16 protein-coding genes are annotated in these 26,708 nt (G+C 28.8%); 14 read left to right on the forward strand and 2 right to left on the reverse strand.

Features of this window, described 5'->3' with window-relative positions; translation table 11 throughout:
- Together LPB136_RS13500 and LPB136_RS13505 are read right to left on the reverse strand one after the other, a co-directional pair.
- Window positions 1–2,001, reverse strand: coding sequence for a hypothetical protein (locus LPB136_RS13500; RefSeq protein WP_072556829.1), 2,001 nt, complete (start codon window positions 1,999–2,001; stop codon window positions 1–3).
- Between the two features lie 310 nt (window positions 2,002–2,311).
- On the reverse strand, window positions 2,312–2,671 hold the full coding sequence (locus LPB136_RS13505; RefSeq protein ID WP_072556830.1) for a DUF7222 domain-containing protein: 360 nt from the start codon (window positions 2,669–2,671) through the stop codon (window positions 2,312–2,314).
- A gap of 356 nt (window positions 2,672–3,027) precedes the next feature.
- On the opposite strand from LPB136_RS13505, the gene LPB136_RS13510 reads away from it, so the two are divergent.
- The 14 genes from LPB136_RS13510 to LPB136_RS13580 all read left to right on the forward strand — a co-directional run bounded on the left by LPB136_RS13510 (window position 3,028) and on the right by LPB136_RS13580 (window position 26,704).
- A complete protein-coding gene (locus tag LPB136_RS13510) occupies window positions 3,028–4,755 on the forward strand; it encodes a BT4734/BF3469 family protein (protein ID WP_072556831.1) in 1,728 nt (575 codons plus the stop codon).
- A 377-nt stretch (window positions 4,756–5,132) separates the two neighbouring features.
- Window positions 5,133–8,270, forward strand: coding sequence for a DEAD/DEAH box helicase family protein (locus LPB136_RS13515; RefSeq protein ID WP_072556832.1), 3,138 nt, complete (start codon window positions 5,133–5,135; stop codon window positions 8,268–8,270).
- Window positions 8,271–8,847: 577 nt separating this feature from the next.
- Window positions 8,848–9,612 (forward strand): helix-turn-helix domain-containing protein, encoded by a 765-nt coding sequence (locus LPB136_RS13520; RefSeq protein WP_072556833.1) that lies wholly within the window; start codon window positions 8,848–8,850, stop codon window positions 9,610–9,612.
- 251 nt (window positions 9,613–9,863) lie between these two features.
- Window positions 9,864–11,114 carry a tyrosine-type recombinase/integrase gene (locus tag LPB136_RS13525; RefSeq protein ID WP_072556834.1) on the forward strand — a complete coding sequence of 417 codons (1,251 nt, stop codon included), beginning with the start codon at window positions 9,864–9,866 and terminating at the stop codon, window positions 11,112–11,114.
- Between the two features lie 28 nt (window positions 11,115–11,142).
- The gene (locus tag LPB136_RS13530; protein ID WP_072556835.1) at window positions 11,143–11,985 is read left to right on the forward strand and encodes a hypothetical protein; all 843 of its coding nucleotides are present in this window, start codon (window positions 11,143–11,145) and stop codon (window positions 11,983–11,985) included.
- A 236-nt stretch (window positions 11,986–12,221) separates the two neighbouring features.
- On the forward strand, window positions 12,222–12,515 hold the full coding sequence (locus LPB136_RS13535; RefSeq protein WP_083426222.1) for a helix-turn-helix domain-containing protein: 294 nt from the start codon (window positions 12,222–12,224) through the stop codon (window positions 12,513–12,515).
- A 1-nt stretch (window position 12,516) separates the two neighbouring features.
- Window positions 12,517–12,843 (forward strand): hypothetical protein, encoded by a 327-nt coding sequence (locus LPB136_RS13540; RefSeq protein ID WP_072556836.1) that lies wholly within the window; start codon window positions 12,517–12,519, stop codon window positions 12,841–12,843.
- 2 nt (window positions 12,844–12,845) lie between these two features.
- Window positions 12,846–14,039: a primase-helicase family protein gene (locus tag LPB136_RS13545; protein ID WP_072556837.1), complete on the forward strand. Its 1,194-nt coding sequence runs from the start codon at window positions 12,846–12,848 to the stop codon at window positions 14,037–14,039.
- A 792-nt stretch (window positions 14,040–14,831) separates the two neighbouring features.
- Complete coding sequence (gene hsdR, locus LPB136_RS13555) at window positions 14,832–17,201, forward strand: EcoAI/FtnUII family type I restriction enzme subunit R (protein WP_072556839.1); 2,370 nt, start codon at window positions 14,832–14,834, stop codon at window positions 17,199–17,201.
- Window positions 17,202–17,203: 2 nt separating this feature from the next.
- A complete protein-coding gene (locus tag LPB136_RS13560) occupies window positions 17,204–19,351 on the forward strand; it encodes a GmrSD restriction endonuclease domain-containing protein (protein WP_072556840.1) in 2,148 nt (715 codons plus the stop codon).
- Window positions 19,351–20,781: a class I SAM-dependent DNA methyltransferase gene (locus LPB136_RS13565; protein ID WP_072556841.1), complete on the forward strand. Its 1,431-nt coding sequence runs from the start codon at window positions 19,351–19,353 to the stop codon at window positions 20,779–20,781. The genes LPB136_RS13560 and LPB136_RS13565 overlap by 1 nt, the downstream gene beginning before the upstream one ends.
- Window positions 20,782–20,844: 63 nt before the next feature.
- Window positions 20,845–22,545 carry a restriction endonuclease subunit S gene (locus LPB136_RS13570; RefSeq protein WP_072556842.1) on the forward strand — a complete coding sequence of 567 codons (1,701 nt, stop codon included), beginning with the start codon at window positions 20,845–20,847 and terminating at the stop codon, window positions 22,543–22,545.
- A gap of 432 nt (window positions 22,546–22,977) precedes the next feature.
- Window positions 22,978–24,525, forward strand: coding sequence for a reverse transcriptase domain-containing protein (locus tag LPB136_RS13575; protein ID WP_072556843.1), 1,548 nt, complete (start codon window positions 22,978–22,980; stop codon window positions 24,523–24,525).
- A gap of 67 nt (window positions 24,526–24,592) precedes the next feature.
- The gene (locus tag LPB136_RS13580; protein ID WP_158009645.1) at window positions 24,593–26,704 is read left to right on the forward strand and encodes an AAA family ATPase; all 2,112 of its coding nucleotides are present in this window, start codon (window positions 24,593–24,595) and stop codon (window positions 26,702–26,704) included.
- The last annotated feature ends 4 nt before the right edge of the window (window positions 26,705–26,708 follow it).

Below are 26,708 nucleotides of genomic sequence, written 5' to 3' on the forward strand. Positions count from 1 at the left end.
TCAATTCTTTTTTATTAAGGTGATTTGAGTTGAATTTATATCTCGTAATTGTATTTTTCTATAACTATTTATCTCTGCTTTGGTAATACCTAAAGAGGTTTTTGTTATGTTTCTATTTTTTACTGATAATTTCACATTTAAAAAACTAAAGAACTCAGAAGGTATAGAAATCAGATTATTATATTCGCTTTTTGATATTGCTATTACACTACCCAATAATTTACTTCTAAATGCAAGATTAGAATTAAAAAAATCAGATTTAGCTTCAATAGTATCATAGAGCCTACCTTCGAAAGCATATTTTCTTTTATCTATAGTTGTTTTAGTATTATTTGAATAGATTACCCTATCAATCAGTTCAGTGATGATTGATTTATTTTCAGAAACATAAAAATTAGTAAGTCTATAGAAGAACTGCTTCTTATGAATTGTTAAATCAAAAGTTGGAGTGATGAAAAAATAGATATTGTTTGCATCTTCTGCAATACCTGGATTTCCAACAAATAATTCATCTCCATTAACAGTACTATAACTAACAAGAACTTCTTCGCGATAAACAATAGCTTTGACTGAAACATTATTACGAATTGGGCGAAGGTTTAAAGAGTGAGGACGATAAAGATTATCTATATTGTAAATTATATTAGGTAATAATTTTGTCGAATTAGAATGGTCTTTATTTGCGTTATATCGTTCAAAATATTTTAAACCTACATAAATGGAAATTACTTCATCTAATAAGGATAAAGGAATTAAAAAATTCACTTCTTTTAGATTAGTTTGTCCTGTTGTTGTAACGTGTAGTTGAAATCTATGTTTTGCTTTCTTTTTTTTGAAGCTCTTTACATAGCCCGAAGACATATAAACCAAGGGATTAGTATTTTCACCAATAGGCAGACTAACTCTCGCTTTAATCGATTTTTTGTAATAAGATGGCGGTATACTATCATTGTTAATTATAAATATTGGCCAACCTGAACCGTAAAAATTGAACGAATTTTGTGATAAATTCGCATTTTCGTCAAGGCTAAATCGAATATTGGGGCTATATTTTCTAAAAAAATTAAATGAAAAACCACTATCCTCCTTGATATTGAGATAAACTTTATTTTTATTTTTAAATTTATCAAGAACATCATTATATATTTCCTGCGGTGTATTCAATTTGGTTTTATTAGCACCACTCATATAAAAAACTTTTGATCTACAAAAACTACCATAAAAAGCACAAGGGTCTATATAGTTGAGGCATTCTTCCTTGGCGTGCCAATGTAAAAAGTAGTCTGCGTCATCTACTTGCCATGTATTATTATCATTTAACGGGTCTGTTATAGTGTCTACTTCTATGAAATTTTTAAAAGTACGAGCTAATTCAATTTTTGGTTCGTAGCCTAGGCGTTCTAACACTATTTCAAAACCAAATTCGGTTGCAAACTCTCCAATTTTGTCACCTGCTTTTACGCTTGGCAGTTGAAAATTTTCATTTGGATAATAAAAAAAGTTGTCTATAGGTTGGTCGTCTTTAAAGATAAAAGTTGGATTGCTATCAATTGTATGAGAAACAGAAGCATCATAAGCTAAACCTAATACATCTTTAGAATTAGTTATAGGGCTGGTATTAGTAAGTTCTGGTTTCCAAGAATTATAAATATCTTCAATAAAAGGGGTATCCGTTTTTTTGCTAAAATCTATTGAGGTTCCATTTACAATAGAATCTTTTTTAACGCCTTTATATATAAAGTATTTAATAAAAGGAAAATCAAAAGGAGGTTGGTAGTTTGGTTTTAGTATAATACTGTAGGTAGTAGGACCATCTTCTTGTACACATATCATTCCATCGCAAACTGCAATTACAGGAGGTTTAGTATTTGCCTTTTTAATATGAAGATTGGTAATTCTGTATTTGTCTTTACCTCCTGCAGAACCAGCTGGTCCAAAAGCTTGATCTAGCGTTTGGTTTTTAACTTTAGTTGGGTCGGTATAGAAGAAGTATTTTTTCAAAGATTTTTTTTTAAAGTTATGATATTTTCATTAATATAATCACGGTTAAAAACCCCTTTTTTTAACAGTTATTTATTTTTTTAACTATTTCACTAATATAAATGTATTAATTTTAATGAAGGTAAAGGCTTATTACTTGTTGAAAGAAGGTGGTAAGTAGTTTACTAATTGATGTTTGTTTGACGTATTTTTTTATTGTTAGATTTATAATAGCTCTTCGGTAAGTTTTATTTAAGTAATCAAAATAGAAAAAGCTATGAATTATTTAGAAGAAAATTAGATACACAATTTTTGTGTATCTAATTCATAATTAATTTTCCATTTCTAAAAAAGAAATAATTTCGCTCATCATATTCTCCCAAGCAAACCAGGATAACCAATTAAAATAGTTGGTTTCATCTTGTGGACTAGGTCTGTTTACTAATTTACCACAATCGTATTCAAATTCATCTAAAATTTGTAATATCGATAAATGATATTTTTTAGCGAAAGCTACTGTGTCTTTATAATAAATCATCCCAGGAACAGATCCGCTGTTTGCTGAGTAATAATCTTGTGGATATTTTTTTATTAATGTCCATTCTACATTGCCTTGTTTCAGTAATTGCTTGTGAAAATTTGGAAATGTACTGTGATTTTCCAAAAAGTTTTTCTTTGTTAATTTTGACATAATATTATTTCTAATAAGGGTGTTACGGAAGAAATAAGCTCTTTATGTTTTCTGAAATTTGATGCAATTAAAAAAGAAGAACTAACAAATATATTGCATAGAGAGTTTAAGCTACCAAAAAGCATAAAAGTGAAGACTAATTCAGTCTCAATTTTTAACACTAAAAAGCCCAACAGCGACTTAAACCCCCTTGACCTTATAGTAAATACCTAAATAAATACAAAATAGATCCATAAATACGATTTTATGGATTTCTGATGTGGACCAGTTGAGGAAACTAGCTTCTAATTATATATTAAAGCATGCTTCCCCAGCTTGGGATCACATAAAAAAGGTATCAAATCTTAAATTTAAAAATGAATAATAGCTATTATTATTTTTCAACACACACAACCCGTCCGCAGGTTTACCATCAGTTAGTTGCATCTTCAGAATATCAAAAATTAGATGAAGAAACCCAAGATTTACTAGGTAAATTCGTAGGAGAATTTCCTAAACGTAACAAGGAATTTAGTACCGTTGATTACTGTGCAAAATTTAACGTAAAACATAGATATGAACTCTATGAACTTAACAATCTAAAAACATTTACTCCAAATCATTTTCTGTATAACTTCTTAAGTTACTCAAACCAATGGGACGCTAGTACAAGGTCATTTGGAAAAAACAGTAAAGAAAGAGCAGAAGAAATTACAGAAAAAGAAATCATCAATGAGATGACTAACCCAAACTCAAACATCAAAAAGTTACTTGAAGCTTCAGGAAGGAATCTTTCAGCAGTAAAACCATTTTTACCTGCGATTATGATATCGCTAAAAACTAACACTAGAGACTCAGATAGAATGATATTCAAGCATACAGGTAGATTTTGTTTTGATTTTGATAAATTCAAAGATAAAAATGAAGCTACTAAGTGGATGAATAAAGTATGGAAAGGTACTAAAAACGTAAAACCATACATGGCCTTTATATCTCCAAGAGGTAAAGGATTCAAGATGTTTTGTCAAGTAGATACTTCAAATTCTGATTTTCAAAGAGACTTTGGTTCCGAAGATAAGAAGGTAGTTTCAAAGCATCATAAAGTTTGGTATGAAGGAGCAAGAAAGGAATTGGAAAACAAATTTCCAGAACTTAAAGAAAGAATAGATTTAGCAACGAACGATTGTCAGCGTTTGACATATATTCCTTTTATCAACAATAAATCTACCGATTTTAAATATAAGGCTTCTAAAGTTTCTACTTATTTTGAAATAGTTGAGAACGAAAGAAAACTAAAGCGTGAAGAACTCCAGAAAAAAATTTCTAAGCGACAAGTTGAGGTAGATAAAGTTATGAAGGATCAAAATATTGCATCTCCAGAAGAAGCTTACAATCTATTGCTGAAAAAGGAATCTTATAATTTTAATTTAGAACTAGAAACCGAGAAATTTATAAAAGTAGTAGATTTTATAGAAGAGCAAATCCATAAAGATTCACGTATCGAAGAGTGGGTTTCAACAGAATTCAACAATTACGATTCTCTTCAAAAGATGAGTTGGGTTCTGTTTGGTGTGTTTGGAGATTTAGCAATAGAACAAATAAAAAGACTAATTCCAGCAGATTCTAATAAATTAGATGAAGATCATAATGATTACCGTTGGTCAATAAGATCTATGGATGATTATGAAACGAGTTTACTTAAATCTTTAACGCCTGCACCTTTCTATGCACGAGTAAGAAAATTACCAATTGTTAATGACTTCATTTCTGAAAACTTTGGAGTGAATTCTAAAAATTTATCTGATTTCAAAATAATAAACGATTATTACGAAACTTACATTCGTAATAAAAACCTTGATAATGGTAAAGAAAATCTTTCTGAATTCTTAGATGATATAACAAGATATTTAGATAAGGATAGATCTAGATTACCTTTAATAGAAAAATTCGATAACATTGCTCCAGAAATATCATTAGGTCCAAATGAGTATTTAGATAAAGATGTGATGCATAAATTATTTCAAAATAAATATTATGACAAGAAAATTTTCTTTTTACGAAGCCAGTGCGGTAAATTAAGTGCCGTCTCAAGATGGGAATCTTGAGTAATAAAACATTTTAATTGCTGGAAAGCTAAAGCCACAATCAATTTAAAATTGATTGAAGGTACGTAAGTGAACAATAAAAAACTTACGCTAAGTTGCCAATCAGCAGCTAAACTAATTCAATAAACTGTAGCAAGACCCAACTGGGGAATGCAGTTATTAATATATAATAACAGCGTGGTCCCCACACTGGGATCGCTGTTAAGAATTAGAAAGTTCAGAGACTATCTCGAAAGGGAGTACACCAGAAGTCTGGTGGAAGTGGATGTTGCCTAGAACAGGTGAAGATATAGTCCGATCTTATAGGAAACTATAAGCAGAAAGATATTTTGTAAATATTCTTTCGGGAATGAAGTAACGACTCATTCTGAACATTAATGACTGGTAAAAACAGTATTACAGGTAATTTAAAATACAAAATGCCTGGAAGGATTGCCGTTGGAATGCCATTTAAAAGCATCGGAGACTCAATAGCTTCTGAGGCTTGGCACAATGATGATCAAACAGAAAATAAAATGCAATTATATGTAAACTCAACTATTGAGGAAACACTTAAAAGCTTCAAAAAATCAGATAAGGAGGTCATAAGATTGAAATATTTGAAAACATTACAAGGAGCTTATATTCCAAAAAATAACGAATTAGCAATTTTAACCACTTATAATCAGCTATTAAACATATCTCATGAAGATATGGCTACACTCGATTATGTTGTCATTGATGAATGTCACATGCTATCCAATGGATTGAATTATAGAGCTGAAACAATAGCTAAGCTGATTAATTATTTGATCGAATTTATAGCGAAGAAAAGAAATTCGAAAACCAAGATTATTTTTATGACTGGAACGCCTAATGTTGAAGCTTTAGTGATTCCAGAATTAATGGAAGAACAAGCTATTGGGAATTTATTTCAAGTAATAAAAATAGACAAAAAGTACAAAGTTACTCCTAAAATGTATTTAACACATTTAGATACAACTAATGCAAAAAGTAGAGATGAAACCGTAATTACTCAAATTAAGAAATATCTTAAGGAGAACAGAAAAGTTGTGCAAATTTTTAATAATAAAGAGAAAATGGATGATTATAGAAGGGAACTTCTAACTAAGATTTCTTCAAAAATAAAAATTGGATTATTCTATTCTGGTTCAAAAGGGGAGTGTACAGAGAATATTCTGTCAGGAAAATTCGGTGATTACGACATCGTGCTTACGACTACTTATTTTATGAATGGAATTAATATTTATTTGGATAATATTTCTAAAGATGAGGTTTCTATAGGAAAAACCTCAACTCAGAAGTATGGAGTGGTGATTGATTTGGGGAATATTCATAAAAAGGTGAGTTCACTGGATGCTATCCAAACTATAAACCGCTTTAGAAACAGATTATGTAAATGCACAGTGTTTCTACCCAAAATTTTTAAGCCTGACTTAAATAATACATCGAAAAATTTTGACTTGAGAAATGCTGGAAATGTCATTTTAGGGATCAATAGATATAACTACCATTTATTGTCTGCTAATAAAAATCTAACAGTAAATTTCGTAGAAGAAACAGTGCAAAAAGAACAGATTTATTATTTGGAAGAAGTTAGAAAAAATCCAAATACAGTAACAAAAGAAATGATTGAAAAAAGAATGCAACAAAGTAAAGATGAAAATGCTATAATAAATAGCATTGAAACTAAAACCAGCTTATATGAAGATTGGTTTTATTCGATGGATGGATATCATCATATGGCTAAAGATGCTGGTATTTTATCTATAATTAAACATATAGATGATTCCGAACCTTTAAAAGATATTTCTAAAGAGCATATTCCTTTAGAGAATAAAGTAATTAAAAATTTCTTAGATGATGACAAGGCTCTAAATTATTTAGATGGTCAGTTAGACCCATCGAAAAGAATATTAGTAAAAGCTTCAGGAATGATAACAGATCCTTTAAGTAATTATGTAGGTAATTTTAAAGTTATTAATTTAATAAATGATAAATACGTCGTTGAAGGTGATTTTCATGTTTCTCATGAAAGAGCAATCGATAAATTAATTTACTTCCATTTAAAACTTTCCTATTGGTATGGAACAGAAAAAGCAATTGAAATTTTAAGGTTTCTTACCAATGAGAATGCAGATTTTGCACCTTTTAAAACACCGAGTTATCTAAAAAGTATTGCAAATTACGTGACTCCTTTTTCCTATCTTACAAAAGATAAATATTTAAAAGGTATAAACTACTTGAGAGCTTTAGATTACTTATCACAAAAGAATATAGGGGTTGTAAAAGAAGTAGCATCTACAAATATTTCTTTTACTTTTATCAACAACGAAGTGGTCTCGCAGTTGAAAAATATGTGGGCAAAACAGCAGTTTGACAAAATTGGTTACATGATTGATAATGATAAATCCATACTAACTAAAAATCTTCTAAAAGAATCCTATTCTGATGAAGAACTGATTAGGTGCGAAGATCTAGAAGATTTAGAAGAACAATTAAATAAATTAGCAATATACAGACCGCTGAGAAAGAGTAAAAACGGAGAAGTAAGATCTCATGAGAGAATTATAATTCCTAGAATATTAAGAAGTGATAAGTTACTTTCTAGAATGGAATTTATAGATACGGGTTCGTCAATTCCAGAATATTCCGACTTATCAGATACTAATATTGAATTTGAAAATTTTATTACTAAGATTATAAAAAGGTTAAATAATCGTATGAATCCAGCTTTAAGATCCACTCATGCTCATTTAGAGAATATTTATAATTCGTTAAAAGTTAAGCTAAATAAAAGTGATGTTCAAGCGGTTTCAGAGTATATCGAAGGGGTACTAAATGACCCAAAAAGGAATAAACTGGCTGAAGTACCAGAGTTACTTAACGCACTTAAGAAAGATTTAAATGAACTAGATAGATGTTTGCTGTCTGCTTTTAAAACCTCTGAATATCTTACGTCTAAAAGTATACTTGATTACAAAACACTACCTTTTATAGAAAAAACATTTTTATGTGAGAAAGATTTTAAGTTAGAATCACTCGACGATAAATTTAGTCCAGATCTTATCAAATTTAAAATTACTGATGTATATGACTCTTTGCTTAAACACACGGATACATTTACTAAAGCTAAAAAAGTAAAAATTCGAACAGCGTCTGGTAGGAAAATGATAAACTTTTTAGATAATAATCCTTCAAGGGCCACTAAACCTGTATACGTAATCCGCGATTCAAATGGTAATATTATTTATGCTGACTTTGAACATAAAGCAACTTGTAAGTTTTTATGTGATTATGCATTTAAAAATGAAAGATTTAAAATGAGGGATGGTAGTATTCCTGTGAAAACTTATAATAAAGGAATCTATAATTTAAATACTTTTAAAAGAGATTATTATGCAAATAGTTCTAAAAGTAAAACCGTTGCAAATTATAATATTAAAATTTATGATGTAAACATAAAGGAATACATTATTTATGTAAAATCTTTAAAACATAAAAAAGCGAGTTAAACTAAATCGTTTTATCAAATTAAGCAAACCGACCCTGATCAGGGTCGGTTTGTTTTTTGATTAAATAACATTTACAAAGAAAATAGCAAGTTAGAAATTTACATTTCTAACTTGCTAACTTTTTTAATCCAAAACGTTTCTTCTTTTTCTCATCCAGATAAATACCAGCTGACATCCGTCGCTAATCATTCTTGAAATTAACTCGTTTGAATAATCTCTGTGATCCATAATCTTGTTTTTATTGTTCTATTATAAGGTTAAAACCTAAAAATAAAGACTTATAAAATGGATGTTAATTTTATGATTCTTGACAATATATAAGGTAATGATTTTAATCGTTTAATGCTTTAGATAACCTATTTAATGCTGCGAAAGCGAAGTAAAGAGCCGCTGGTTGGAATAATACAGCTAAAATTGCTATAAATACACTTGTGTTTCTCCAAGTTACAATAAAATTCCATATTGAAAATATTACAAACATTATTAATCCGATAGAAGGATCGATAAGGATTCCAAGTAAAATAGCTAATCAAAACTATTCTTTTGTTTATTTTTGAATAAATATAGAAACTTGCTTATGAAGTTATCAAAAAAAATCAGTGCAATAAACGCTTTAGTTTACAAATCAAATAAATTTACTTTTTACGAACATGATTTAGGAGATTGGTTTCCTGTTTATGTCGATTTAGATAGATTTAGAAAATCTGAAACTATTTACCCTGTGTTTTTCAGCCATGTGTATTGTGAGTTGCTTTATGATTGGTGTAATGCTTTAGGTTTGTCTTATCTTTTTACTTTAAGTGAAAAAAAATATGGATCAGATAACGAAATTTTTTTGTCAGAAAAGACAAGAAAAGTGAAGAATAAAAACTTAAATATTAGGTTAAGTGCTTATTTACAACATATAGTAAAAACTTTTGAAGACAATCAACTTGATGTTTTTTGTCCTAATTCTGTACATTCGATTTTTGATTACGATGATATTAGCGTAATAGAGATTGTTAGAAATGTTATGTTGGAATTTTTAATAAAGAGTTCTGATGTTGGAGTTTCTGAAAATTTAGAAATTTTTAAAAAGAACACAAAACGTATTCTTAAGTTGCTTAAAAAGAGAAGTGAAATTGAAAAAGGCAGTAGAGTAGAATTGATTGAGAAGGAAAATATTGCTTCAGAAAAAAACGATGAATTTCTTACAATAGAGCAAACTGCGATTATTTTGAAGGTTAAAAGACAAACTGTGTATAATTGGAAAAAGAAAGGTTTAATTCAGGCTCATTCTATAGGTGGGAAAGTTTATTACAAAAAGAGTGAATTGTTAAAAGTTCCTATTAAGTTAAAGTAGTGTTTATTTAAGATAGCTGTCTAAATGCTGACTAAATTTATAATAAAAAAACCTCAACTAATTAATAATAAATTAGTTGAGGTTTTAAATTGTGGAGACGCCGAGAATTGCACCTATTTTCTTTGTTATAGCTTATCACTTGCTGTATCTACTGTAAACATTGATTTATTGAAAATGTTCATCTTCATTTTATGGTGATTTATCTATTAAATAGTACCTTTACTGACACCTAAATTGACACCCGTTTTATAATGACAACTACATTCAATCTTAAGGATAAGAACAAAGATGGAGCTACTTTAATATACTTAAAAGCTTATTTTAAAAATGAAGGGAAAAGATTTGTTTACTCTACAGGGGAAACTATTCATCCAAAAGAATGGGATTTTGAAAATAGACAACCAAAAAATTTAACAGGTAGAACTTCTAAAGCAGAAACTCATAGAACCATAAAAAGACAAATAGATAGGTATGCGAGTTTGTTTATTCGGGTTACTGAAATTTTTAAAAACACGAATCAGGATTTAACGATAGAAAAAGTTAGGCAAGAATTTGATAAAGAATTTAAAAGAGTTGCGGTTGGTAAGAATAAATTTTATGAAGCTTATGAAGAATTTATGCTTTTTAAACAAAAAAATCAAGAGTGGTCTAAAGCTACTGTAAAAAGGTATAAGAATATAAGAACCATTTTAGAAGAGTTTGAAGAAAGTAGGAAATACAAAATTACTTTTAATTCAATAACTCAAAAGTTTTATACTGAGTTTACAGATTACTGTATGGTGGAAAGAGGTCATATTAATAATACTTATTCTAGGAATGTAGGTTTGGTTAAAACGTTTTTGTTTTGGGCTCTAAAAAACGGACACACCTACAAAGCGGATTTTATAAACTTTAAAAAGAAACCTAAAGTAATTACAAATCAAATAGCACTTAAGAAAGAGGATTTAGAAAAGTTACTCAAAACCGAAATGCCTTCTAAAAAGTTAGAGCGAGTGAAAGATGTTTTTATTTTTTCTTGTGTAACAGGTATGAGATTTGGTGAATTGAAATTTGTGTCTAAAAATAATATAGATGGAAAAACTTTATTGCTTAAGGAGGAAAAAGGTTCTGGTAAAAAGAGTAGAGAAATTCCTTTAAGTGGTATTGCGTTATATATTTTAGATAAATACGATTATAGTTTACCTTTAATAGCTAATCAAAAGCATAACGATTATATTAAAGAAGTTTTTAAAAAAGCGGGGTATACTTATGAGGTTGAAAAAACAACAACAAGAGGTAAGGAGGTAATAAGATTAGATATGCCTTTTTACAGGAGGATTTCTAGTCATACAGCTCGAAGAACCTTCATCACTATGATGAAAAGAAAAGGTAAAAGCGATAAGTTGATTGCAGAAATTTCTGGTCATACTGACATGAAAACCTTAAATCAATATTATCAAGTTTCTAATGAAGATGTAAAAGATGCGGTAGATGAAACTTTTGATTTAAATATACCTAAATAAGAGTAAATGCTATTAAAATTTTAAAAGAATGAATTACGGAGAAAAATTTGTACAGATATACAATGAAAATATTGAAAGAATAATTAAAACAGCAATTACTGAGTTTAAAGATTATTACGAAACTAATAATTCATTTAAAAAAGCTGAGAGAAGAGTAGCTGAACCTTTAATTAGTGAAATTAGGTCTTTTCAAGAAAAAGTAGGTTTTAACTGTGATATATTTCAAACAAGTCATGAATACCTTCAGCATCAAAGAGCTAATTATAATTATGATATCACTATTTCTATTGTAAATGATGAAATAAAAAAAGAAGTTTTTGATAAAAATAAAGAGAATTGTGAAATAACTAGTTATTCTGATTATATAGTTTATTTCGCTAAAAGGGAGTCAATACGTGATTATTTCAATTATATCTTTAATAATAGAGACGAGATAAATAAAAAATTCAAATCCAAAAAAATGGATGAGGCATTTCTTTTTATAAGTAACAAGAGAGAAATACATGCTTTTAAAGGTTTTGATAAGAAAGAAAAGTTAAAAAAGGAGTCTTCATTTGGTCTTACACAAAATGAAAAAATGATTCTTTTACATGTACTATTACATAAAATGAATAATTCTGGATTATATAATTTAAGTAGAGAGTATTTTAGGGTTTTAGCCTTATGTTCTGAGTGTTTGGTCGAAAGTGATTTATATAATGTAGGTACAAATTATACTAAATTTAATTATTTTAATATAGGTATTGATCAGTCAACTAAAACATCAAGGGAAAAAGCAAAATTCATTGACGAAATTCAAAATAAAATTATTCGGTTAAAGAATATCCCTCATTTTAAAAAAGCTTTAAATAATTATAAAAACTCATTATAATTCCCATCAAATTTATTCTAAAAAACACTGTCGAAGCAAAGTTAATGTGTTTGTATACATTGTTTTACGATTTTTTCAAGTGCTACTTCCATTCCATTAAACCATCAATTCATCCTTTCATTTTACTATTAAACAACCAACCTTTGCAGTAATAAAACATAAATATTCAATCCATGGATATTAGTAATTACTGAATATGATGTGTTTTAAATATTAATAATTAAAACTTTCATAAAATGAGAAGCATAATAATAACAACACCAGAAGAGCTTTCTGGAATGATTGATACAGCGGTATCAAAAAGAATCAATCCATTACAGGAATTAATTAAGAGTAAATTAAATCCGCAAAAAAAGAATGTAACAATAAAAGAAGCTGCAATAAGGTTAAATGTTACTGAGCAAACAATTGCAAACTACATTAAAAAAGGACTTATAGATGCGTCCAAAATTGGTAGAAGAATTGTAATTAATTTAGAGAGTTTAGAAAACAATCTAAAAGAAGTTAAATCTTTAAAATACAGAAGGTAGTATGAAAGATTATAACGCACAAAATAACAAGTTCATTAAGAATGGACTTGTTATTATCGAAAGAATGTTAACTGAAATTGAAAGGCTAAAAATAGATCGAATTACAGATGTTATTCTTTTAAGGTTTCTAACTTATTTTATTTCTGAAATAGAAAAATTAAAAATCATTATTAGCTCTAATCCAAGATTTGAGTGGTTTTTTTTACAAGAAGAAATAGATAGACTTTATTCTATGGATAAAAACCTTACAGGTATTAATATTCAATTAAACTGGAAAGATGGAGAAAATAGAGCTTTTTTAATTTATAATATTAAACCTAGGTCGTAATTATGGAGTTTTTAAGAATTGGAACAGATTACTATAAGATATGTAATGTTCCATTATTGAGCGGAGATTTTGTAAAAACTTTAATAAAGTGGACAAAAGGAGAAATAATTACAGATAACGGAAAGGCTTTTTTAGAATCTATAAAAAAGTATGATGGTTTTGTTACCATGCCAGATCATTTAAATTATAAAAAGGAAATCAACCTTTTCTATAATGAATATGAAGAAATAAATCATCAACTAAAGAATGGAGAGTTTAAAAAAACAGAAGAGTTTTTAAAACATATTTTTGGAGTTCAATATGAGTTAGGGTTAGATTATTTAACGATACTTTGGCAACAACCAATTCAAATATTACCAATTTTGTGTTTAGTTAGCGATTTTCGAAATACAGGCAAAACATCATTTCTAAACTGGTTAAAGTTGCTTTTTCAGGGTAACATGACAATTAATAAAAATGAAGATTTTAGAAGTCGATTTAATAGTGATTGGGCATCTAAACTTATAATTGCTATTGATGAAGTGTTACTAGATAGGAGAGAAGATAGTGAGCGAATTAAAAATCTTTCTACAGCTAATTCTTATAAAATAGAATCTAAAGGTAAAGATAAAGTTGAATCTAATTTCTTTGGGAAGTTTATTTTATGTTCAAATAATGAGGAGAACTTTATCCAAATAGATAGCAATGAGATTCGTTACTGGGTTATTAAAGTAAATTCCTTAAAAGAGGAAGATGTTGATATGCTTAAAAAACTCAAACTAGAAATTCCGCAGTTTTTATATTTTTTAAATAAACGAAAAATTAAAACTGAAAGAAAAACAAGAATGTGGTTTACAAAACAGCAAATTTACACACCTGCTTTAGATAAAGTAGTCAAAGGGAATAAAACTTATTTAAGTCAAGAAATAAAAGAAATTTTATTAGACGATTTTATTCAATTTGAAGTTGATGTTTTAAAATACACTGCTTCAGATTTACTTGAAAAACTTCAACGTAGAAATGTTCGGCCAATTAGTAAAAAAGTGTCTAGTACTATAAAAAAAGACTATGGAATAGTGTCTGTTAATGGAAGCTATAAGAAATATTTTTTTTCATTAAATACAGCTCAAAAAACAATAGTAGATTATGAAACTAAAAAAGGAAGATACTATGAGTTTAAAAAAGAAGATTTCATCAATGAAGTTGTTGATTGTTGATGAAAGCATTTAAAGTGTGTATTATTAGTCCTTTAAGGCTATAACAGTTGTTCAACAGAGCATCAACAGAAGAGTTAAATAAACTTGTTGATGCTTTGTTGAATGGCTGTTACTTTCTTTAATAGTTATTGTTGTTGGGCTTAAGAGTTGAAGTCAACAAAGCAACAATGTTCCGATTGTTATTATATTAGACTAATTTTGGAGAGTTGTTAGAATTGAGTTTAAACAATTTTGTTGTTGAAAAAAAGAAATTCTAAAATTGGTGTTATTTTATAGAAAGAAATTATACAATTGTTTAAAGCAATTTTGTTGTTTTTTTATGAAATTTAATAATTTAAACTATGGATGCAAATATCGTTTTTGAAATAGCAAAAGTTCTACCAAGAGAAGAGCAAAAGAAACTGCTTAATATGTTAAAAGGTAATTTAATTGTAAAAAAAAAGTCTAAAGTGAAAAAAAAATTGTCAGATACAGAAACACAGAAATTTTTACTTCGAACAGTTTTTAATGTAAAAACTACTAGTCAAAAATAAAAAAAAAAACATTGCAATACTTGTTATTTTTACTATTGCTAAAAGCATTGCGATTCTACAATACTGGGTATTGCTGAATTTTTTATTTGATTTTTTAAAGCTATCATTTGATTTTTTTGTTAGTATCTGGCTTTTTTTAAAGTATTGTATAATTGCAATACTCACATTTATAGTATTGGTTAAATTTTGTTTTGAGTTTATTCGAAAATTATAAATTTCTATAATTGTATATCAATCCATTTTCTTACATTTATGAGCTATGAATAAGAAAGACCTATCTGAAAGAGATATTTGCACAAAATTTATAAACCCCGCAATTGAAAAATCGGGTTGGAATATGCGTACACAAGTAAGAGAGGAAGTTTCTTTTACAGATGGTAGGATTATTGTTCAAGGCAAACTATATACTAGAGGAAAAAGAAAAAGAGCAGATTATATTCTGTATTACAAGTCCAACATTCCTATTGCTATTATTGAAGCAAAAGACAATAAAAAAGCAGTTGGACATGGTATGCAACAGGCTTTAGAGTACTCAGAAATTTTACAAATTCCATTTGTATTCACTTCAAATGGAGACTCTTTTGTTTTTCATGATAAAACAAATCCGTCTGGAAATTTAGAACAAGAACTTACTTTAGATAGTTTTCCATCACCAGAAACATTATGGAAAAAGTATTTAAAGTACAATAATATTGAAACGCCACAAGCTCAAGAAATAGTCGAGAAAGACTATTATGCAGATGATAGTGGAATGACGCCAAGATATTACCAACAAAATGCGGTTAACAGAACATTGGAAGCAGTTGCTAAAGGACAAGATAAAATTATCCTTGTTATGGCAACAGGAACAGGTAAAACCTATACTGCGTTCAACATAATTTGGCGTTTATGGAAAACAGGAGTTAAAAAACGTATTTTATTTCTTGCAGATAGAAATGCATTATTAACGCAAACTAAAAATGGTGATTTCTCTCCTTTCGGAAATGATATTATGCATATTATAAAAAACCGAAAGATTGATAAATCCTACCAAATTTACTTTGCATTGTATCAAGGATTAACAAGTAATGATGAAGATAAAAATGCTTATAAAGAGTTTAGTCCAGATTTTTTCGACTTAATAGTTATCGACGAGTGTCATCGTGGAAGCGCTTCTGAAGCATCAGCATGGCGTGATGTCTTAACATATTTTAATTCAGCAACACAAATAGGGTTAACAGCAACTCCTAAAGAAACTAAAGATGTTTCTAATATGGAATACTTTGGAGAGCCAGTTTATACGTATTCTCTAAAACAAGGTATAGATGATGGTTTCTTAGCACCTTATAAAGTGGTGAGAATTACTACAAGTGTTGACGATGGTTGGCGGCCAACAGCTGGATTAATTGATAAATACGGAAACGAAGTTGAAGACCGTATTTATAATTTAAAAGATTACGACAGAACTTTAGCTATTGATGAACGCACTCAGATTGTAGCAAAAAAAATCACTGAATACCTTAAAGCAACAGATCGTTATGCAAAAACTATTGTGTTTTGTACAGATATTGACCATGCAAACAGAATGCGACAAGCTCTTATTAATGAAAATGCAGACCTTGTTGCTAAACATTGGAATTATTGTGTAAAAATAACTGGTGATGATGAAATTGGAAAACAAGAGCTAGATAACTTTACAGATGTTGAAGAGCGTTTTCCTGTCATTGCAACAACATCAAAAATGTTAACCACAGGTATTGATACTAAAATGGTAAAGTTTATTGTTTTAGAATCCAACATTCAGTCAGTAACAGAATTTAAACAAATTATTGGTCGTGGTACACGTATTAGAGAGGCAGAAGGTAAAGTGTTCTTTACCATTATGGATTTCAGAAAAGCAACCAATATATTTGCTAGACCTGATTTTGATGGAGATCCAGTACAAATTTATGAACCAGAACCACATCAACCAGTTGTGCCACCAGATGAAGATGAAACTCCTCCTGAGGAAAATGGAGAATCATATGATCCAGATGATTTTAAACCAACAACTCCAGACATAACTATTGGTGGTGAGGAGGAAGTGAAAAAGTACTATGTTAATCAAATACCTGTATCAGTTGTTAATGAGCGTGTACAGTATTATGGAAAGGATGGAAAACTTATCACAGAATCTTTAAAAGATTATTCTAGGAAAAACATAACAAAAGAGTATACTTCTTTAGATGAATTTATCCAAAAATGGAATGATACTGAAAAGAAAGAAGAGTTAATAAAAGAACTAGCTGAACATGGTGTATTGTTAGAGGCACTTCGTGAAGATGTTGGTTTAGATTTAGATGCGTTTGATTTAATTTGCCACATTGCCTTCGATCAACCTGCTTTAACAAGAAAAGAACGTGCTAATAATGTCCGAAAACGTAATTACTTTACTAAATACAGCAAAACTGCACAAAAGGTTTTGAATAGTTTACTAGATAAATACGAAAAAGAAGGCATTGTTTCGATTGAACAAGGTTCTGTTTTAAAAGTAAAACCATTAACAGAAATGGGTTCACCTGTAGAATTGGTAAGAGCTTTTGGTAAGAAAAAAGATTTTGAACAAGCTATTAAAGATTTGGAAAATGAAATTTATAATATTACAGCCTAAAAATGAAAATATCACAGATTTTAGATAAAATAGACGAGAAACAATTATTTGTTCCAGCATTTCAAAGAGAATATGTTTGGAAACGACAACATGCAAAAGATTTAGTTTCATCTTTAATTCAAGATTATCCAACTGGGACTATGCTAACTTGGGAAACAAACTATCCTCCAGAATTAAAAGGTGAGCATAAATATGATTCTCGTCAAGGAGCTGTTAAGTTGATCTTAGATGGACAGCAACGTATTACTACATTATATATGTTAATGACAGGAAATATCCCACCTTATTATAAAGCGCATGAAATACTTGTAGATATTAGAAATTTATATGTAAATGTTGAGACTTTAGCTCTTGAATATTACAAAGTAAAAATAATGCAGAATGATCCTTTATGGGTTAACATTACAGATATTTTTCAAGCTAAAATTAGATATCGTGATGTTATTCATCAATTAGAACAAAAACTAGAAGGAGAGAGAGTAGATAGAGATAAATCGGACAGAATAGATGATAATTTTAGAGCAATTGAAAAAATTAAAGATAGAGATTTTCAAGAGCAAATTATTCCTCCAAAAGCTTCTTTAAAAGAAGCTATTGATATTTTTTACATTGTGAATGCAAGTGGTGTTAATCTTACAGATGCAGAACTAGCTCTTGCTCAAATATCTGGTTATTGGCCTGAAGCTAGAGATTTATTTAAGAAAAAACTAGTTGAATTAGAAAAGAATGGATACGTATTTAAATTAGATTTTATAGTCTATGTTTTATTAGGAATCTTACATAACATGGGTTCTAAACTTGATAAACTACATAGTCAAGATAATAAAGACGCCATTCAAGCAGCTTGGAAAAGATTAGATGAAGATGTATTAGATTACGTTTTTAATGTAATGAAAAGCCAAGCATATATTGATCATACAAAAGAAGTAAACTCTGTTTACGCATTTATACCAATTATTGTATATGCATATAACAAAGGAGGACAAAAACTATCGCAAATAGAAATAAAAAAGGTAGTAAAGTGGTTTTATTATTCACAAATTAGACAACGCTATATTAGCCAATTGCAACAAAAATTAGATAAGGATATTGGTGTTATTGTAAAAGATGAAAACCCCTTTGATAAATTGCTGAGTATTATAGCAGCAGAGCGTCCCTTAGAAATAAGTAAAGATGAATTTATAGGTGTTGGTATCAGTCATGCGCTTTGGGGATTGATGAATTTCTATTTTAAGAGCAAAGGAGCAATTTGTTTTACTACTGGAATAAATATTCGTAAAAATATGGGTAAAAAATATGAACTAGAATGGGATCATATTTTTCCTTATTCCTTATTAAAACTTGAAGGTTATAATAGAAATAACAGAGTTAAATATAGTCTTGCCCAAGAAATTACCAATAGAGCAATATTAACGCAACTTGCTAATAGAAAGAAAAGTAACCACTTAGCAGAAGGCTACCTAACAGATACTTTAGAACATTTTCCAAATGCATTAGAAAAGCAATGCATTCCTGTTGATACAGAACTTTGGAAAATGGAAAATTTTGAACTTTTCTTAGAGAAGAGAAGAATTTTATTAGCTAAAGAATTAAATGAATTTTTAAATAATATTACAGAAACAAATTACGAATCCTTAGATATGGACATTGTTGAAATGATAATGTCTGGTGAAAATAGTCAAGTAGAATTTAAAACTACTTTACGCTATGATATGAGAGAAAACAAGGTAAATAAAAAACTTGAAGCAGTTGTTCTTAAAACATTAGCAGCTTTTTCTAATGGGCAAGGAGGAACACTTGTTATGGGTGTTACAGATGATCTAGAGGTAATTGGCTTAGAGAATGATTACAAAACACTTAGTAGTGGTACTAAAGATGAGTTTGAATTACACCTTAGAAACCTGGTAAATAATGCCTACGGAATTGAATTTGCTACAAACAATCTTACTATTACTTTTCCAGAAGTAAATGATATCGAGATTTGTGTTGTAGATATTAAACAAGGGTTAAGACCTTTATATACTGAGGTTTCAGATAAAAATGGTAACAGAAGTAAAAAGTTCTATGTAAGAAGTGGAAATGCATCACAGGAAATTGATATTACTGAGGTTGCACAATATATTAATCAAAGATTTGAAAGAATAGCTTAATGAGTAACATAACAACCAACATAAAAGGCATACGCGATATCATGCGTAAAGACACAGGAGTAGATGGAGATGCGCAACGTATCTCGCAAATGGTGTGGATGCTGTTTATGAAAATATTTTCCGATAAAGAAGAAGAATGGGAAATTACTATTGACGATTACGAATCACCAATTCCAGAACATTTAAAATGGCAAAATTGGGCAGCAGATGATGAAGGAAAGACTGGTGATGAATTAATGGAATTTATTGAAACCGAATTATTTCCTGTTTTAAAAGATTTAGATATTACAATTAGTCCACAAGCAAAAATTATACGCTCGGTATTTGATGATACGTATAACTTTATGAAAAACGGAACACTTTTTCGTCAAGTTATCAATGTAATTAATGAAATAGACTTTAACAATTCTACCGAAAGTCATTTGTTTAATGATATTTACGAAACCATTTTAAAAGACTTACAATCAGCAGGTTCTTCTGGTGAATATTACACACCAAGAGCGGTAACGCAATTTATGGTAGATATGATTAATCCGCAATTGGGCGAAAGTATTTTAGATCCAGCCTGTGGTACAGGTGGTTTTTTAACTTGTAGTATTGATGCTATGCGAAGTCAAGTAAAAGACCACAAAGACAGAGCGGTTTTACAACAATCTATTCGTGGTATCGAAAAAAAACCCTTACCGCATTTATTATGTACCACTAATTTAATGCTGCATGGTTTTGATTTACCAGCAGTTCGTAGAGATAATTTACTAAGCAAACCCTATGCAGATTGGGGCGCAAAAGACAAGCTAGACATTATTTTGTCTAATCCACCTTTTGGTGGTGTAGAAGAAGATGGTACCGAAACCAACTTCCCTAAAAAGTTTAGAACCAAAGAAACAGCCGATTTATTTTTAGCCTTAATTATTAAGCTCTTAAAAAATAACGGACGTTGTGCTATTGTTTTACCAGATGGTACATTGTTTGGCGAAGGCATGAAAACACGCCTAAAAGAAGAGTTGTTAGACAAATGTAACTTGCATACTATTGTGCGTTTACCAAATGGAGTTTTTAACCCATATACAAGTATTAAAACCAATTTATTGTTTTTTGAAAAAGGCACACCTACCAAAGAAGTTTGGTATTACGAACACCAATACCCAAAAGGAGCAAAAAGCTATAACAAGAGTAAACCCATTAACATTAAAGAGTTTGATGTAGAAAAAAAGTGGTGGAATAAACGTGTTGAAAATGAATATGCTTGGAAAGTATCTATTGAAGATATTAAAAAGCGTAATTACAATTTAGATATAAAAAACCCACACCAAGAAGTAGATACGTTAGAAAAACCAGAAGTAATATTAGAAAAATTTAGAACTACTGAAACGAAGATTTCTAACATACAAGACGAAATAATAAACGTATTAACTGAAGCTTTAAAATAGACTGTCATTGCGAGGAGGCACGACGTGGCAATCTCATCAATAGAAGCAATCTCATAATTACATATGAAACTACTACAACATTTTAAAGAACTTACGGTTAGACCAAAGAACGCCCAAGAGCTAAAAGGATTGATTTTACAATTGGCAATTCAAGGAAAACTGACTGCGAATTGGAGAGAAGAAAATCCTGATGTTGAACCTGCTTCGGAATTATTAAAGAGAATTAAAGAAGAAAAGAAGCAACTTGTTAAGGATAAGAAAATAAGAAATGAAAAACCCTATTCTGAAATTAACAAAAGAAACCTTACTAAAAAAGTTCCTTTAAGATGGGATTTTAACTATATAAGAGATATTAGTTCTGTTGTAACTTGTGGGATGGCAAGTACACCTAAATATACGGAAACAGGAAGAATATTTCTTTCTGCTAAAAATGTAAAACCATTTACATTTAAACCTGAAAAACATAAATTTGTTTCAGAAGAAACATATCAAAAAATAATAAAAAACTCAAAACCTGAGAAAGGAGATTTATTATTAACAAGAGTAGGAGCTGGTATAGGAGAGGCTTGTGTAATTGACCAAGACATTGACTTTGCTTTTTATGTGAGTTTGACATTAATAAAACCTATGAAAGGTATTGATTCAAAGTATATGCTATATTGGCTTTCTTCAAAAGATGGAATTAAAAAAGTATTAGATAATATTTATGGTAAAGGAGTTTCTCAAGGTAATTTGAATGTTAACCAAGTTAGGCAATTTGTTATGCCCATTCCACCACTAGAAGAACAAAAAGAAATCGTAAACGTAGTAGAAACGCTATTTAAAGAAGTAGCACAATTAGAGCAATTAACGGCTGAACGTATTAATTTAAAAGAAGACTTTGTAACGTCTGCTTTAAACCAACTCACTACAAATAATGCCAACCAAGAATGGACTTTTTTACAAGACCATTTTAAAAGCTTCTTTAATGAAATTACCAACATTAAAAAGTTAAGAGAAACGGTTTTGCAATTAGCCGTTCAAGGTAAATTAACAGCAGATTGGCGCGCTAATCATCCAGATACGGAGGATGCATCAATTAGTTTAGAACGTATTAAAACCGAAAAGAAATTACAGACTGTAAAGGAAGAAGAAATTCCATTTAAATTGAATTCTAGTTGGGAATGGGCTAAGTTTATTGATGTTGCTAAGCTTAGGCATGGACATCAATTTAGAAATTATGACTTTGTAGAAGAAGGTATACCTGTTATCAAAATCGGTCAATGTAAATCTGATGGTACTTTAGATTTTTCAAAATGTAACTATATAGATCCAAATCGTAAAGCTGAGTTTGAAAATGACTTAATTTTTAAAGGACATCTTTTAATGGCTTTGACTGGAGGAACTTTAGGTAAAGTAACGAGAGTTGACAAAGATTATGGAATACTAGTACAAAACTATCGCGTTGGAAATTTCTTTGCTGATGAAAGAGTAATAACTCTAGATTTTCTTAATGTAATATTAGAATCAGAACTATTTCAAAGTTTGGTAAGAGAAAAGATAAATCAAAATGCTCAACCTAATATTGGAAAAGATAGTATTGAAAAAATAGTAATGCCTATTCCACCACTAGAAGAACAAAAAGCCATTGTAGAAAAAGTAAATGCTTTAATGGGTTTATGTGATAGCTTAGCCCAAGAAGTACAACAAAGCCAAGAACATAGTGCGCAGTTAATGCAGAGTGTTTTAAGGGAGGTTTTTGAAGGGGAAAAAGAGGTAGTTTAGATAATTGAAAATTAAGAAATAAATTAATTATAAAAAATAAAAATCTAGTGAGTTAGAGAAGTGCTGAAGAATGCGTTTCAAGGTGTAATTTGTTGTGTGAATAGCAAATTATAAGCTTAACATTAAAAGCTGTTAAGAAGAAGGTATTTTACAAATGCAAGAGATTGTTGGATTAATTTCTAATAAGTCTTGTATTACCTCCAGAAACATCAATAAGATGTCTGGAAATACCCTAATAGTTCTGTTGAAGTTATTTAATATCATTGGCAACTTTGTTATTATATGCAAATATACAGTAATTATTTATCGCCCAACTTGAATTGGGGCGGTTGTAAACTTAGGTTTACAACCGAAAGAGCATGCATTTTTCGGGAGTTTATTAAACTCTAAAAGCAATGCTTCGTAGTTGGCTTCTCTGCTCACTTTTATATAATGGAAAAGAAAAAAAAAGATTGGTTTAAATTAAAACGGTATCCTCATATAGGCTTTCCCTTAAAATCTAAGGATAGATATCTTTGGATAGAGGAATATGTAACCAATCCAGATGAAATACAAAAACATGCTTTCTTACCTTTTATTCATAAAACTTCTAAAAAAAGAAAATTTAGAAAGCAATATTCAGAAGATACTGGAAAAATAATTACAGATACTAAAACAAAAAAAGCTCTAAGGAAATCATCAGTTAAAAATAGAGAGTTGTACTATGCCTCTCATTTAGATTCTTTAATTTACGGGTATTATTCTGAAATTTTGTCTAAAAACTATGAAGATAAAATTAAAGAATATTATTTAGACGAAGTAGTTCTTGCATATAGGTCTATTCCTATAAATCCTGAAAATCTAGAAGGTCCCAATAAATGCAATATAGATTTTGCCAATGATACATTTAATTACATAAGAAATTATCCTGATAAAGAGTTTATTGCAATAGCTTTAGATATTAAAGGTTTTTTTGATGAGTTAGACCATAAAATTCTACGTGATGTTTGGTTGCAATTACTACAAACTGAAGAAAAAAAATTACAAAAATTACCGCCAGATCATTTTAATGTCTATAAAAACATTACAAGGTTTGCTTATGTAGATATTGTTGATTTATTTAAAGAATTTCAGAATAAGATTTTTATTCAAAAAAGAGATTCTAATGGTAGATTATTGCCAAAAAAGAGAAATAAAGTTTCTAAAATTAAATTTTTAAAAAATCAGGATGCTGTTTCCTTTTGTACAAAAAAAGAGTTCTATAAAAAAAAGAATAAATTAGTAAGAAACACCAAACTAATACAAAAAGGTAAAAATAAAGGTTTACCTAAAAAATTCGGTATTCCACAAGGTTCGCCTATAAGTTCTGTATTAGCGAACGCTTATCTTTTAAATTTTGATAGAATAATAAATAATTTTATTAAAGAAGAAGGAACTTACAGGAGATATTCAGATGACATGGTTGTTGTTTGTCCTTTAACTAAAAAGGATGAAATTATTAACCTCGTAATGTCTGAAATTAAAAAAGTGAAATTAGAAATCCAAGAATCTAAAACCCAAATATTTCATTTTACTAGAAAAAAAGGAGGTCTTAGTTGTGGTCAACAATTTAAGGGTGGCATAAATGAGAATAAAAACCTTATTTATTTAGGTTTTGAGTTTGATGGAGAAACAACTTTATTACGTTCAGCAAGTGTGTCGGCTTTTTATAGGAAAATGAAAAAAACTGTAAAACGTTCTAAACATTACGCTAAAAAAGGTAAAAATAAAGGGCAAATTTTTAAAGGGAGAATATTAAAAAAATTCTCATATAAAGGTGCAGATAGAAAAAGAAAATGGCTTTGGAATGAATCAATTAAAGGCTTTGAGAAATCTGAAAGTTATGATTGGGGTAATTTTTTGTCATATTCAAATAAAGCTGCAAAAACTATGACAAAAAATAAAATTAAGAAGCAAACTAAGAAATCTTGGAATAAATTGGTAAATGAAATAAAGAAGTAAAAAAAACTAAGAAGATATTGAGCAGTTAATGCATAGTTTTTTTAATAAAGAATTAAATTATTGAGATATGAGTGGATTTAAGTTGCTAGCGATACGACCCTTGAAAGGATGTCTCCCAGCATACAGAAAAGTGTTAAAAGAAGATAAATTATATTCTTTTTATCAAGATTACAAATTTCATTATCAAGGTAATGATATTACTAAAAAGGTTATAAATATAACTTTTAATTCAAATATACCTGATAATTTTTATTTTGTAAAAGATAATGATAAAAGAGAAAATGATTTAAAAATCAACATATCTGCAGTAGTGGGTAAGAATGGAAGTGGAAAAAGTAGTTTGTTAGATCTTTTTTATTTTTTTTTATATGTCCTATCTATAAAGCATAATATTATTGATACTTCTTCAGGAAATGAAATGATAGACTTTTACGGTTTTAACTGCGAGATTTATTATGAAACTAAAAAAGGAATTTTTAAATCTAAAATAGACCGTAATGAGGATCAATTCTATTCTTTAATAAGTGGTAGTTGGAGGGAAGAATTAATTGATTTTTCAGACTTCTTTTATTCTATTGCTTTAAATTATTCTATGTATGGTTTAAATAGTGATGGGAATGCGTGGTACAGATCTTTGTTTCATAAAAACGACGGATACCAAACACCTCTGGTAATTAACCCATATAGGAATGAGGGGATTATTAATGTTAACTCTGAACTTCATTTATCTCAATCTAGAACTTTACTTAACCTTTCACTATTAAAAGACGATAATCCAATAATTGTTAATGATAAAAGGATTAGTGAAATTGAGTTTGTTATGGATTTTGCGAAAAATGATAAAATAGTAATTAATAATTACAAAGCATATCCATTTTGGGATATCATGGAAGAGTGTGAAAAAAAAGAAGAAATTGGTTTTTTAAAATTATTTAACCTTATAGCCAAAGAAATGATTGGCTATGAAATGAATATTTACGAATCAGAAGAATTGAGAGAAAGTCTGCAAAGAGATAAAAAATATGAACCTAATATAATTAAGTATTATGAAAATCTTGAGAAAACGGTTAATTATAGTGAAGTAAAATTTCAGTTAGTAAAATATGTTATTAATAAATTTTTTAAAATATGCTTAAGTAATCCTTTAGAATATGATCTTTTTATAAAAATTGACAAAGACCAAGGCTTTAATATTTTTCTTTTAAGCGATATAAGGAATGCAATAAAAAAAATAAATAAAGACAGGAGTCATATAACTTTAAAGTTAATACAGGCTCTTTACTCTGTAAAAGACGACTATTATAAATTTATTGATACCTTTAATAGAATAAAAACTAATGACGTAGACAAAATGTCAAACTACAGTTTTAATATTAAGTGGAAAAAAATAAAAACAATAATTAATAACTCATTAATATTAAATGGTAAAAAACTAAATGATAAATTAGAAGTAATTCCGAGTGCTTTTGTTAAGCCGATATTAAAAGTAGCAGGAAATAATATTTACGATTATAAATTTTTAAGTTCAGGTGAACAACAATTATCCAATACTCTTCAAACTATTTCATATCACTTAAATAATATCAATTCAGTACATTATTCAAGTTCAGATTTTAAAAAAAACTATCCTTACGTCAATATTTTATTAGATGAAATTGAATTATATTTTCATCCAGATTTTCAAAGAAAATTTATTTCTAATTTACTAAAAATGCTAGAAACATTAAGTATCGAAAAAATAGATTCAATTAATTTTATATTTTTCACACACTCTCCCTTTATATTGTCCGACATACCTTCAAGTAATATCCTAAGATTAAATGCAGGAGAACCAGATTCATTTAAAGAGTCTGAAAAAACATTTGGGGCTAATATTCATGAATTATTAAATCACAGTTTTTTTATGAGAACTACTGTAGGTGAGTTTTCTAAAGAAAAAATTAATCAATTTATAAAAAAACTAAATGACACAATTAAGAATAGAAACGATGAAAAACCACGACTATTAAAAAGATCTATTAAAGAATTAGAAGCTTTGGGAGGTCAAGCATTTATTGAATTAATTGGTGATTCACTTGTTAAAGACAAATTGCTTCAAATGTATTTTCTTGCAACCGAAAAGAATGATAAAGAGGGATTGAAAAAGTATTACCTAAGTAAATTAGAAAACCTAAATTAATTAC

The organism is Tenacibaculum todarodis (assembly GCF_001889045.1).
GTDB classification, from domain to species: Bacteria; Bacteroidota; Bacteroidia; order Flavobacteriales; family Flavobacteriaceae; genus Polaribacter; species Polaribacter todarodis.

Coding starts and splice junctions, on each gene's coding strand:
- LPB136_RS13505 (WP_072556830.1), bottom strand. CDS start 2,671: ATGTCAAAATTAACAAAGAAAAACTTTTTGGAAAATCACAGTACATTT.
- LPB136_RS13510 (WP_072556831.1), top strand. CDS start 3,028: ATGAATAATAGCTATTATTATTTTTCAACACACACAACCCGTCCGCAG.
- LPB136_RS13515 (WP_072556832.1), top strand. CDS start 5,133: ATGACTGGTAAAAACAGTATTACAGGTAATTTAAAATACAAAATGCCT.
- LPB136_RS13520 (WP_072556833.1), top strand. CDS start 8,848: ATGAAGTTATCAAAAAAAATCAGTGCAATAAACGCTTTAGTTTACAAA.
- LPB136_RS13525 (WP_072556834.1), top strand. CDS start 9,864: ATGACAACTACATTCAATCTTAAGGATAAGAACAAAGATGGAGCTACT.
- LPB136_RS13530 (WP_072556835.1), top strand. CDS start 11,143: ATGAATTACGGAGAAAAATTTGTACAGATATACAATGAAAATATTGAA.
- LPB136_RS13535 (WP_083426222.1), top strand. CDS start 12,222: ATGAGAAGCATAATAATAACAACACCAGAAGAGCTTTCTGGAATGATT.
- LPB136_RS13540 (WP_072556836.1), top strand. CDS start 12,517: ATGAAAGATTATAACGCACAAAATAACAAGTTCATTAAGAATGGACTT.
- LPB136_RS13545 (WP_072556837.1), top strand. CDS start 12,846: ATGGAGTTTTTAAGAATTGGAACAGATTACTATAAGATATGTAATGTT.
- hsdR (WP_072556839.1), top strand. CDS start 14,832: ATGAATAAGAAAGACCTATCTGAAAGAGATATTTGCACAAAATTTATA.
- LPB136_RS13560 (WP_072556840.1), top strand. CDS start 17,204: ATGAAAATATCACAGATTTTAGATAAAATAGACGAGAAACAATTATTT.
- LPB136_RS13565 (WP_072556841.1), top strand. CDS start 19,351: ATGAGTAACATAACAACCAACATAAAAGGCATACGCGATATCATGCGT.
- LPB136_RS13570 (WP_072556842.1), top strand. CDS start 20,845: ATGAAACTACTACAACATTTTAAAGAACTTACGGTTAGACCAAAGAAC.
- LPB136_RS13575 (WP_072556843.1), top strand. CDS start 22,978: ATGGAAAAGAAAAAAAAAGATTGGTTTAAATTAAAACGGTATCCTCAT.
- LPB136_RS13580 (WP_158009645.1), top strand. CDS start 24,593: ATGAGTGGATTTAAGTTGCTAGCGATACGACCCTTGAAAGGATGTCTC.